The sequence below is a fragment of the Paenibacillus sp. J22P143 genome (genome assembly GCF_059692035.1).
This window is the reverse complement of record NZ_JCAUAQ010000034.1, coordinates 1-12,500: the sequence shown is the minus strand read 5'-3', so window position 1 is coordinate 12,500 and position 12,500 is coordinate 1. Positions and strand designations below refer to the sequence as shown.

The 12,500-nt window shown below is 47.9% G+C and carries 10 protein-coding genes; all 10 read right to left on the bottom strand.

Going from position 1 to position 12,500, the window contains the following annotated elements; translation table 11 throughout:
* Positions 1-82 precede the first annotated feature (82 nt).
* The 10 genes from AC58PQ_RS26785 to purR all read right to left on the bottom strand — a co-directional run bounded on the left by AC58PQ_RS26785 (position 83) and on the right by purR (position 12,212).
* Positions 83-1,867 (bottom strand): putative polysaccharide biosynthesis protein, encoded by a 1,785-nt coding sequence (locus AC58PQ_RS26785; RefSeq protein ID WP_497246982.1) that lies wholly within the window; start codon positions 1,865-1,867, stop codon positions 83-85.
* Positions 1,868-2,001: 134 nt separating this feature from the next.
* Positions 2,002-2,544 carry a stage V sporulation protein T gene (gene spoVT, locus AC58PQ_RS26780; RefSeq protein WP_497246980.1) on the bottom strand — a complete coding sequence of 181 codons (543 nt, stop codon included), beginning with the start codon at positions 2,542-2,544 and terminating at the stop codon, positions 2,002-2,004.
* Positions 2,545-2,788: 244 nt separating this feature from the next.
* Positions 2,789-3,892, bottom strand: coding sequence for a peptidylprolyl isomerase (locus AC58PQ_RS26775; RefSeq protein WP_497246978.1), 1,104 nt, complete (start codon positions 3,890-3,892; stop codon positions 2,789-2,791).
* Complete coding sequence (mfd, locus tag AC58PQ_RS26770; RefSeq protein WP_497246976.1) at positions 3,879-7,400, bottom strand: transcription-repair coupling factor; 3,522 nt, start codon at positions 7,398-7,400, stop codon at positions 3,879-3,881. The genes AC58PQ_RS26775 and mfd overlap by 14 nt, the downstream gene beginning before the upstream one ends.
* A gap of 74 nt (positions 7,401-7,474) precedes the next feature.
* Positions 7,475-7,702, bottom strand: a complete 228-nt coding sequence (gene fin, locus AC58PQ_RS26765; RefSeq protein ID WP_056617980.1) for an anti-sigma-F factor Fin — start codon at positions 7,700-7,702, stop codon at positions 7,475-7,477.
* A gap of 135 nt (positions 7,703-7,837) precedes the next feature.
* A complete protein-coding gene (gene pth, locus AC58PQ_RS26760; protein ID WP_497246974.1) occupies positions 7,838-8,398 on the bottom strand; it encodes an aminoacyl-tRNA hydrolase in 561 nt (186 codons plus the stop codon).
* A 617-nt stretch (positions 8,399-9,015) separates the two neighbouring features.
* Positions 9,016-10,413: a bifunctional UDP-N-acetylglucosamine diphosphorylase/glucosamine-1-phosphate N-acetyltransferase GlmU gene (glmU, locus tag AC58PQ_RS26755; RefSeq protein WP_497246972.1), complete on the bottom strand. Its 1,398-nt coding sequence runs from the start codon at positions 10,411-10,413 to the stop codon at positions 9,016-9,018.
* Positions 10,414-10,545: 132 nt separating this feature from the next.
* Complete coding sequence (spoVG, locus tag AC58PQ_RS26750; protein ID WP_028557369.1) at positions 10,546-10,830, bottom strand: septation regulator SpoVG; 285 nt, start codon at positions 10,828-10,830, stop codon at positions 10,546-10,548.
* Between the two features lie 118 nt (positions 10,831-10,948).
* Positions 10,949-11,332, bottom strand: a complete 384-nt coding sequence (locus AC58PQ_RS26745; RefSeq protein ID WP_477593092.1) for a RidA family protein — start codon at positions 11,330-11,332, stop codon at positions 10,949-10,951.
* A 55-nt stretch (positions 11,333-11,387) separates the two neighbouring features.
* Positions 11,388-12,212 (bottom strand): pur operon repressor, encoded by an 825-nt coding sequence (gene purR, locus AC58PQ_RS26740; protein ID WP_065854315.1) that lies wholly within the window; start codon positions 12,210-12,212, stop codon positions 11,388-11,390.
* Positions 12,213-12,500: the final 288 nt, after the last annotated feature.

Below are 12,500 nucleotides of genomic sequence, written 5' to 3'. Positions count from 1 at the left end.
GGGATGACACCTCCTGATTGATGGTTATAGGGATTTTGCCGAGTGAGGCAAAAGTTGTAAGGGTGGGTTCGTGAAACAGCCGCTACTCGGGGTCTGTAGGGCCGGCCGAAGACTTCGTCGGCCGCAGCTTCGCCAGGACCGGCGCCAGCTTCCGGTCCAGCTCCGGCATCAGCCGCAGCTCCTCGCGGCTGATGCTGCCGCTGCGCAGCATCACCAGCCCGTAGACGGCCGCGCCGCCGACTACGCCAACCAAAGCGATGGCGCTAGCGCTCCATCGCTCAGGCACTTGCCATGCCGCCGTAGCGAGCATGGCCAGCCCTTGCAGCGCTGCGAGGCCGCCGCCCATCAGTCCCACGCCCAGCGCGGGACTGACGGCGTACGGCCGCAGCGCGAAGCGCACCCCGGTGCTGCGGCGCAGCTGCACCAGATTCAGCCCCGCGGCAGCGGCGTAGGCGATCACCGCGCTGAGCGCGGCGCCGTCGATGCCCCAGCGGGGCAGCAGCAACACGTTGCCGAGTGCTTTCAGCACGATGGCAACGAGCAGGGCCTTGACCGGCGTGCGGATCGCGCCGGCGCCCTGGAGAACGCTGGCGCTGACAGCGTTCAGGGTACTAAACAGCGCCGTGAAGGCCAGCACGGCCATCGTCCAGCTTGCCTCAGCGCTCGTATAGAGCATCATGTTGATCGGGACCGCCATGAAGGCGAGTCCAAATGAAGCTCCGAGCCCGATCAACCACGCGAGCCTGACGGACATTTCAGCTCGAAAGCGGATAAGATCTAGCTGTCCTTTCACCTTAGCCTCGGCTATGGCTGGTACCAAGACGGCTGACATGGAGGACGCCATCATCACGACCAGCTGCACGAGCGGAAGACCGCGGTTATACAAGCCGAACTGACGCATAGCTTCCACTTCACTGCCAAACGAAGCTTCCAGCAAACGAGGCATGGTGAACGTATCCACAAGGGTGAGTAACGGCACTACAATGGCGCCTAAGCATACAGGGATCGCATACAGCGTAATGCGTTTCGCCCACTGCCAGGAAGAGGTCACTTGCGTTGACTCTAGGCCAGCTGCTATCGCCTTCATCGCTTCCTGTTCTGATCTAAGACCCATTCCTTCCCCTACTAGCCCTTCATTCGTACGCAAGCCTGCCTTCTGGCGCTCCACACGCCGCTCTCTCCGCCAATATACGGCCATCACCACTAAACCCGCTCCAGCGCCCGTCACAGAGCCAAATGTGGCACCTGCAGCGATCCAAGCCTCATCGTAGGCGAGAGCGACCATATATAACAGCAAAGCGACCATCGTAATCACACGAATGAGTTGTTCAATGACTTGCGAAACCGCGGTTGGCACCATATTCTGATAGCCTTGAAAATATCCGCGCAGGACGGCGAGAACGGGTGATAGAAGCAATGCAAATGAGATACTGCGGATCGCTGTCACGGTTTGAGAAATGCCAATCCAACCAGCCATCGTCTCGGCACCGAAATACAACAAAAGAAATAAGAGAAGCCCTGCACTCATTAATAGCACAGATGAGACAACCACAATCCGCTTCGCACCAGGATGATCCCCTTCCATGACACGTTCGGCTACAAATTTAGACACAGCGACTGGAAATCCAGCAGTGGCTGCAAATAAGATCAAAATATAGAGCGGATAAACCGCATTATAAATACCAAAAGCCACATCTCCGGCTACGTTTTGCAAAGGAATCTTCTGCAGTGTCCCTAATAACTTGGAGATCACAGCAGCAGCTCCAAGCAGGGCAGCGCCCTTCAATAGCATGTTCCCCCGTTTACCGTTACCATGCCTACGGAGCCCCTCGTCCTGTTGTTCTTGCTCCTTGCCGGTGACTCTCATTCCGAGCTACCCCTCTACACTAACATGAGTTCTATGTACGTATTATAGCGAAATCTACCAGTTCAGACAAAAAAAGCTTCGCTTACAGATGCGTCACCATCTCCGTAAGGAAGCCTTCGTTTGGGATTATGTGTTCATTGTTCCATCTGCTTCGCTAGAAATCCAGCTGCAGTCTCAACCATTTTAACTTCCATATTGGCCATTTTCACATTCTCGTCCTTCGAAATCAGGATAACGGAACCAATGGGATCGCCACCTGCCACAATCGGTGCAGCTACAAAGGAAGTGAATGTCTCATTGGTGTCTTTAATAATCTCAAACTGGCCTGAACTGCTTTCAATGACAGCCTTACGATTTTCCATGCAAGACTCAATGATTGCCCCTACGGATTTCTCTAAGTAATCTTTTTTAGATCCGCCAGCCATGGCAATAATATGATCTCGATCGGAAATCAGGGCAACATGATTGGTGCTTTCAAATAACGACTCTGCGTATTCCTTCGCAAAATCACCAAGTTCACCAATCGGTGAATATTTCTTCAGAATGACCTCTCCATCACGATCCACGAAAATTTCCAAAGGGTCACCTTCACGAATGCGTAGGGTGCGCCGTATTTCCTTGGGGATTACAACTCTCCCTAAATCATCTATCCGACGGACAATTCCAGTTGCTTTCATACCTCTAGATGCCTCACTTTCCGCTTTCGAATTAGATACGACACGAGCATGAAACCTTGTATGCTAGATCGGGATTTGGTGGGAACTTGAAATCTATCCTTAGTATTCTTCACTTCCCATTCTTCTATGCAGACGCCTCGACTAAGCAATTTACTTTATTTAGCTCTGCACCCTGCTGCGCTTATCATGTCCAAAAATGAGAAATAAAAACAGGATGCCCATTATCGGGCATCCTGGTAAATTCTTACTTTGCAGCTGGGCTTGCCGCAGGACTAGCTGCTGGACTAGCTGCTGGACTTGCCGCTGGTGCTGGGCTTGTTTCCACTTTAGGAAGGTTATTCGTTTCGATCAGTTTCGGGTATTCTGTTTCTGCAAACTCAGTCAAAGATTTCTCAGCAAGCTGAGATTTGATTTGTGTTTTGAGTGTATCATCCAGTTGCTTCGTGCTTCTGGATTCTACTTTCATCACGTGGTAACCAAATGTGGATTCAACTGGATCACTGATTTTGTTCAATGGAAGCGTGCTAGCTGCATTCTTGAACTCTGTTACCCATTCATTGATGTTGGCATCTTTGTACGTACCGCCTGCATCTTTGGAGCCTGGGTCATCGGAATATTCTTTCGCAAGCGCTGCGAAATCGCCGCCTGCATCCAATTTCGCTTTCACTTCTTTCGCTCTCTTTAGCGCTTCATCCTTCGTACGAAGATCCGCTTGTGTTGCAGAATCTTTCAAAGAGATGAGGATATGACTAACCGTTGCAATGTCAAATGCATGTGCTGCCGCTTGTTCTTTATAGGCATCTTGAACCGCTTGGTCCGTGATTTTACTTTCCATGCTGCCCATTGTGTAGAAGCTTAATTTCATGAGGGACTCGATATCCTTCAACTCGATACCGTTGTCTTTCAACTGCTTGTCCATTCCGCCTTCTTGTTTGCCGAAGTAGTCGGTGATAGCTTTCATTTGCTCTGTTACTTGTTTGTCAGCATCCGCTTTCACCTTATCATCCGCTTTGGCGGAAAGAACACGGAAAGTAACCATTTGCTTCAACATATCTTGTTGAAAAGCAGGGTCTGTCAGGTATTGAGCTAATTGCGGTGAGAACATTTTATTTACGTTGATGAATGAATCGAATTCACCTCGTGTAATTTTCCCGCCTTCTTTGTACGTAGCAATAATATCGCTTGGATTACCTGTTGCAGCCGCTGATGCGGAAGGCGAAGCTGTTGCAGCGCCTTCCTTTTTGCTTCCGCACGCGCTGAGGACAGAGAATGCAAGGACTACTGTCACCAAACCTAATATCCATTTTTTCGAAGTAAGTCGTTGTCTGCTAGTTTCATTTGGCAACATCCTGTAATTCCCCTTTCGTTTTCAGAACATCCTTATATTGTACCAAGAATTTCTCCAACAATTCGATGGAGGCTTCCGGCTTCATGCCTTTAAAGCGGATAACAATAAGTAGCTGCGGGTCTGCGTTCAATTTGATACGACCATCAAAGCCTTTGGACAAGGCAAGCAGCTTCTGGCCATCCAGCCTGCCATTCTGGTCGATATGCACCTTGATTAGATAATCCTCCCCTTTTTGGCTAATCGTTTCAATCCGGTAATCCGAACCGTATGCTTTCAAACGAGCCACTGTCAGTAGGTTGAACACGGCCTGCGGCAGATCGCCGAAGCGATCAACGAGCTCATCATGCAGATCCGCGGCTTCTTCCAGCGTACGAATGGCGGCCACTTTTTTGTAAATTTCGATTTTCTGCATGCTGTCATAGATGTAATCGGATGGCAAATACGCATCCAATTGAATATCGATTGAAGTATGCCATTCCGGTTCTGGAATGACGGCTTCTCCATCTATTTCTAGCTTCAGCTTTGCAATTTCCTCGGCTAGCATTTGAGAGTACAAATCAAAGCCGACGGATGCAATGAAGCCGTGCTGCTCAGCACCCAATAAGTTTCCTGCGCCACGAATGGATAAGTCCCTCATCGCAATTTTAAAGCCTGAACCTAGTTCTGTAAACTCTTTAATCGCTTGAAGTCGTTTCTCGGCTACTTCTGTCAGCACTTTATCACGCTGATACGTGAAATAAGCATAAGCGACGCGATTCGACCGACCTACACGTCCACGCAGCTGATAGAGCTGGGAAAGCCCCATTTTATCAGCATCATGGACAATAAGTGTATTCACATTCGGGATATCTACGCCGGTTTCAATAATGCTCGTGCTGACGAGAACATCATACTCCCCGTCCAAGAAATCAAGAATTGTCTTTTCGAGCTCCTGCTCGCCCATTTGGCCATGTGCTACGGTTACCCGCGCATCTGGAATCATCATCGAGATTTGATCGGCTATTTGTGTAATGCCCTGCACGCGATTGTAAAGATAATATACTTGCCCCTCACGCGCTAGCTCTCGTTCAATGGCTTCTCTAACCAGTGTCGGCCCATATTCTACCACATAGGTCTGAACCGGGAAACGGTTCTCTGGCGGTGTTTCAATGACCGATAAGTCACGAACGCCCAGCATGGACATATGCAAGGTTCTTGGAATTGGTGTTGCAGTTAGCGTGAGCACGTCCACGTTCGTCTTAAGGCGTTTTAGCTTCTCCTTGTGGGACACGCCGAAACGCTGCTCCTCATCGACGATGAGCAAACCTAGATCCTTGAACTGGACGTCTTGTGACAAGAGGCGATGGGTCCCAATCACGACATCAACGACGCCTTTCTTGACCCCTTTCATGACCTCCGTCTGTTCCTTCTTCGACCGGAAACGACTCAACACTTTCACATTGAACGGATAGCCGGAGAAGCGCTCACGGAACGTTTCATAATGCTGCTGCGCCAAAATCGTCGTTGGCACGAGAACAGCAACCTGCTTCCCGTCAATCGCAGCCTTGAAGGCTGCACGAACGGCAACCTCGGTTTTCCCATAGCCAACGTCTCCGCACAACAGCCTATCCATGGGACGCGCTTTTTCCATATCCGTTTTGATTTCCTCAATGGCGCGAAGCTGATCTCGCGTTTCATCGTATGGGAACATCGCTTCGAACTCGTTCTGGTATGAGCTATCCTTGCTAAATCCATAACCGGTCGCGGCTTGGCGTTCGGCATACAGCTTAATCAGCTCATCTGCAATATCTTTGACCGAGGCGCGAGCTTTGCTCTTCACACGGGCCCAATCTGCGCCACCAAGTTTATATACCTTCGGTTCTTTCTCTTCGGAACCGACATACTTTTGGATCAAATCAATCTGGTCAATCGGAACAGACAGCTTATCGCCGCCGGCATACATAATATGCAGATAATCCTTATGAATCCCGCCAACCTCTAAGGTACCGATACCAACGTATTTCCCAATCCCGTGGTTCACGTGAACAACGTAGTCGCCGACCTTCAGTTCTTGATAGCTTTTGATCCGCTCCGCGTTCTCCAGCTTCTTCTCCACTTTGCGCGCCTTACGCTGCTTCTGGGTGAAAATCTCACCCTCCGTAATCACGACAAGATGAATCGAAGGCATTTCAAAGCCTGTTTGCAGATTGCCATCTACAATCTCAGGAACTTCGATCTGGTAATCACCTAGAACACGACGTACACGCTCAGCACGGTCATCCCCATTCGCCAGCAGAATGACCTTGCTGCCATTTTTCTTCCAGCGCTCCATCTCAGCCTTGAGGAGATTCATCTGCCCATGGAAGTTTTGCATCACACGGCAAACGAAGTTCACGATATTTTGCGGCTGAATACCCGCTACCTGCCGAAGGAAAAGTGACACATACAACGTCGGAAACGGTCTGCGGTGCAGCAAAGTTTCGTAAGATTTGGACAGCACAAAAGCCGGCAAGCTCTTCCCCTCAGTTAACGCATGCATCATCCACTCGGCTTCATCGCGTTCGAGCTGCTTCGCTGTTTCCAGGAGGCGGGCAGGCTCGTCGATAATGAGAATCGAATCTTTGGGCATGTAGTCCATGAGCGTCTGTCTTTCCGTATATAGGAGAGAAATATATTTATAAATGCCTGGGAACGTCTGACCCTCACGCATTAGCTCGATATCGCGCCCTATGACCTCTAACAGCTTGTCTTTGGCTGAACGCTCCGTCATCTTCGCCAGCTGCACTTGCAGCAGCTCGTACGCGTGCTGGGCCGCCGATTGTAACCGCTTTCTATCCGCTTGAATCTCGCGGCACGGAGGGATCGTCACCGTTGTTAACTTATCAATTGACCGTTGGTCACTAACATCGAAAGTCCGAATAGAGTCTACTTCGATATCAAAAAGCTCAATCCGAATCGCATTCTCCGACGTTAATGGGAACAAATCGAGAATACCGCCTCGGACACTCATCTCACCTTTCGTTTCGACTCGCTCCACCCGTTCGTAGCCTAGACTGGATAAGCTGGCTAGCAGCTCGTCTAATTGAACGGTATCCCCAACATTAATCGTTACACGGGATTCCTCGAACACTTGTTTGAGTGGAAGCAATCTTCGCACGCCAGCAAATGGCGCAATAACCACGCCGCGGTATCCACCGGCAAGTTTGGTGAGAACGTCAATACGCTGCGCTAGCATCTCCGGGCTTGAAGCCGCTTCTTCTGTAGTCAGAAGCTCTTGAGATGGATAGAGCAGCACTTCATCAGGGGACAGACACTCCAAGAGGTCTTCCGCTATTTTTTGCGCAGCGAACATATTGTGCGTAACAACGAAAAGCGGACGCTCAAGCTCACGCGCGAGTGAGGCCAGCATCACTTGCCTGGAGGAGCCAGTTAAACCGGCAATGAGCTGCTCTTTCATTTCGGACTTTAGGCCTGTCACGATCGTTTGAAAGTCGGTATCCGCAGAAAAAGCTTGAATTAAAGCTTGCAAACAAGTACACTCCCCTCACAAAAAGAAGCCTCGGCACACTTGCCTCGGCTATTAACTCTTCATCTTCATCATAATTATTGCAACGGACTGGCTAGCAGGGATAATTCCGGGTTCGCTTCTAGTGCCTCATGACAATAGTCACAAACGACCCTAACTGTAACATCTCCGTTCGTATTATACGATATTATATCTCTACGCTCATCAGGGGTCAAGAAATGGAAGCCTAACTGCTGCTCGGTAATCGCACGCTGATTAATTTCCCCGACAAAGGTATGACAATGCCTGCAAATATACTTGATCATATGTATGCCTCCTTCGACAATTCGATTACATCCTAGTATGACCATTCTTCGGAGAAATTAGCCGAATCTGCCATTGTCATTTTCGAATAGGTAGCTTACATATCATCATGTATACAACAGGATAACGAGATGTGTTTATTTATTAAACTTAGCCATCGTTTTTTCGAAAGACTCTCCCAAACTAAACTCCATCGCATCGCAAGTTAGATCCAACACTTCGTTAATGGACTTCATCTCTTCTTTGGAAAAGTTGGACAGCACATAATCCGCAATGTTATAGCCCGGTGCTGGGCGATTTACACCAATTCGGATGCGATTGAAAATTTGTGTGCCCCCATGCTGAATAATCGACTTAATGCCGTTATGTCCACCTGGGCTCCCTTGATATCGAAGGCGAATTTGCCCAAAGCTCGTATCCATATCATCATAAACAATGACGACGTCTTCCAATTTCGCTTTATAGAAATCAAGGAATGCACGCATAGATTCACCGGAAAGGTTCATGTACGTCATGGGTTTAAGTAAATACACCTTCGTCCCGTTCACATTACCTTCTGCTAGCAGTCCCTTCCCTTTATTCTGAAAAGAGGTGATTCCCCATTTGGCGGCAAAGCGGTCAATAGCCATGAACCCGACATTGTGCCGATTCAGCTCATACTGCTTCCCCGGATTTCCCAGTCCGATAAAACATTTCATAATTTTCAAAATCCCCCCATAGATAAACAGATACGTCGTCCTTCGAGGGACGAGCGTGTTTGTCCAGGTTGACCAGAAAGTAAAAACGAATACTTTCTTTTTCAACTAGATATAAAACTAAAAAACCTTTGCGGAACCCGCTTCTAAAGGTTATTGTTTACAATATACCTGTTCCCCAATGTTATCCAATGTTATCCATCCCAAAAAAGCTGTAGGTGATAAACGAACGATGTATCTTCATGGACAACAGCTTACAGAAGATGATCATTTCCAAGATCATGTCGATGCGGACGTACCCGTCCAAGTATACTATCAAAATCTGCACAAGGATATAGGTTTCATTGAAATGTACAACCGTCATTTCGTTAAAATTAATCGTATCTTTTATAGCAGAAAGAAGCATACTTTTGTTTCGCGACCCGGGTATTAAACGCTTACATTTACAAGGCGTTAGCAGGCTCACTGGTAAGACAAAGAACCTCTTTCGGTCTCGCTCAGCCTGATCGCTCTCACGCCAACCAAGCTGAGTGGGCAGCATCTCATTTCACGCACCCTACCTCAAGAGGTTCTATTCCTATTGTTTAAAGACTCCCCCGTGCCTGGTCACTCACAGTCCATCAACGACCTTTATTCTCTTTCTTCGCCTTCATCCGTGCTTTGATTTTATCTGCATAGCCCGCTTTATTCTCTTGACGCTCACGCGCGATAGCCAGATCACCCTCGTTTACATTATGTGTAATCGTGGATCCCGCAACCACATAAGCCCCGTTCCCGATTTTCACTGGCGCGATCAAATTGACATTGCTGCCCACGAACGCATTATCACCGATTTCTGTCAGGTTTTTATTAAAGCCATCATAATTCACCGTTATGGCACCGCAACCGATGTTGACATTCGTCCCGACAACCGCGTCACCTACGTAGCTCAAATGAGAAACCTTCGTCCCTTCACCTAGCGTTGCATTTTTAATCTCTACGAAGTCGCCAACCTTCACTTGCTTGCCAAGCTTAGCGCCCGGTCTCAAATAAGCAAATGGCCCTACCGATGTTTCGTTATCTACAAATGCACCTTGAAGAACCGATTGCTTAATCGTCACTTCATCCTGAATGGTGGAATCGATGATTTCGGTTTGCGGTCCAATCGTACAAAGCTCACCGATATGTGTATTTCCACGCAAAATCGTGCCTGGCAACAGAACCGTATCTGCGCCAATTGTGACATCCTTCTCGATATACGTATTCAGCGGATCGATTATGGTAACCCCGTTCAACATATGCTGGCGGTTAATCCGCGCTTTGAACAGCTGCTCAGCTTCGGACAATGCCACACGATCATTCACGCCAATCGACTCAGCCGGATCTGCCATGCAATAGCCTTGAACGACTTCGCCTGCACTCGTCATAATGCCGATAACATCGGTTAGGTAATACTCATTCTGTACATTCTGGTTCGTAACCGACTCCAGCGCCTTGAACATTTTCCGATTATCAAAAATGTACGTACCCGTATTAATCTCCTGAACAGCCGCTTCCTCTGGTGTGCAATCCTTCTGCTCTACGATCCGCGCAACGCGTCCATCTTCTCCGCGAATAATACGTCCGTAGCCTTGCGGTTCACCCAGCTTCGCTGTCAAAATCGTAGCAGCCGCACCCGATTGTCGGTGCAGTTCAATCGTCTCTTGCAGCGTAGCTGCTTTAATAAGAGGGGTATCCCCGCAAATAACAACCGTCATTCCCTCTTCCTCGCCAAGCAGATCCTTCGCCTGAAGCACCGCATGACCCGTTCCTAGTTGCTGCGCTTGCAGGGCATACTGAGCACGATCACCTAGGTATCCTTTCACTGCCTCCGCACCAAATCCAACGACCACAACCGTTTGCGTTACTTCTATATCTTGCAGCGTATCAACAACATGACCCACCATCGGTTTACCAACAACCGGGTGAAGCACCTTGTAAAGCTTTGATTTCATTCGTTTCCCTTGTCCTGCAGCCAACACAATTGCCATGAGCTTCAACGAATATCCAACTCCCTTATTAATGAATTCATGATTTCTCTTTATCTATACAACGATGAGTTCTTCCCCCAATATAGCATCATTACCTGCGAAAAGAAAAGAGAGCCCAAAGGGCTCTCTCAATAATCTGAATTATGCGCCTTCTTCAATAACTTCCTCTTCTACAGCTGCGCGATCATATTCAGCTAATACTGCAGCTTGAATCTTCTCACGAGTTGTGGACGAAATCGGATGAGCGATATCGCGGAATTCACCGTCTGGTGTTCGTTTGCTCGGCATAGCAACGAACATTCCGTTATTGCCATCGATGACACGAATGTCGTGTACGACGAACTCGTTATCAATGGTAATAGAAGCAATCGCCTTCATCCTCCCCTCGGAGTTTACCCGGCGGAGTCTTACATCTGTAATTTGCACTTGTGTTCACCACCTTTTTCCATCTCTGAGACTTGGGTGATATATTCAACATCTCCATGCAAATTCCTTCTTATTTTTTTGAAAAATTTGATAATTTAATGTGTTCTTAATGTTTCTGTTAAATTTCGACAGGAATCACAGCAATTAGTTCAATTTCGACAAAAACATCACGAGGTAATCGCGCAACTTCAACGGTAGATCTAGCTGGTTTGTGGTCACCAAAGTAGGTTGCATAGATCTCATTAAGCTCCCCAAATTGATTCATGTCTTTCAGGAAGACAGTTGCCTTCGCGACATGCCCGAAAGATGAACCCGCTGCTTCAAGCACGCCTTTCAAATTCGCAAAAACTTGATGTGCCTGTTCCTTGATCCCGCCCTCTACGATTTGACCATCCAAACCTAATGGGATCTGTCCGGAAGTAAACAAAAGGTTACCTAATTTAACCGCTTGTGAATAAGGTCCAATAGCAGCAGGTGCTGCTGATGTTGAAATGAGTTCCATGCTTTACGAATCTCCTTTTTTGAAATATAGAAATGACTTGTGACGGCCGTGTCGTTTATTTCGTGTCAAAATAGTTGCCTGGCTCTACCGTAATTTGCTTCGTCTTGGAGTCCACGCCATATAACCTGGCTAGTGAGACATAGTTATCCACCAACTGCTCCTCAGCTTCGCAGGATTCCATGAATACGCCTACACCTTGTACCGTCGCTTTAAACTCCGCTAACAGGTCCATCATGCCATGAATCGTGCCGCCAACATGCATGAAGTCATCGATGATCAGCACCTTGGATTCTTCCTTCAGTGCGCGCCTTGCCAGTGACATGGTTTGGATCCGCTTATTGGAGCCCGACACATAGTTAATGCTTACAGCCGAACCTTCCGTCACCCGGCTGTCTCTACGTACGATAACAACAGGTAAGTTCATATAGGTGGCCGTCGCATAAGCGAGCGGTATCCCTTTGGTTTCAACAGTCATAATCACGTCTACGTCACGACCAGCGAAAGCGGATGCAAAGGTTTTGCCAATTTCGTTCAAATACTGGGGCTGCCCCATGATATCCGACATATACAAATATCCGCCCGGAAGAATCCGTTCTGGCTGTTGGAGTTGCAAACAAAGGTTCTGGATAAACTTCAGGGATATTTCTTTGGGCACCTTCGGTGAAAATTTCACGCCTCCAGCGGCCCCAGCAAGCGTATTAAGCTCACCTAGTCCTTCTTCTTCAAATACTTCTTTAATGATGGCAAGATCTTCGCTTATGGAAGATTTCGCGGAGTTGTAACGCTCGGCAAAAGTCGTTAAAGGGATTAACGAGTGGGGGCGAAATAACAAATATTGTGTCATTTCTACCAGCCTAGCGCTCCTTTTCAACTTTTTCATCGCACTACCCCCAAAAATCCGAATATTATAATGAAAATATACCACTTTTATACGTATTTATTCAAGCTAACCATGAAAATTATGTTAACACGAACCTCACATAAACATGACGCACTTCAGGGTCCAGGAGCCCCCATTACCATTATGCCCCTTCAATTGAAAAAGAGCCCCATAGCGGAGATCACTGCAAAACGCATGCAGAATTTGTAAAAACAGACCCAGTGCCGCATAGGTACTGGGTTTGTTGTATACTGGAAGAAAAGGAAAAGCGGTGCCGAAATTTCATGT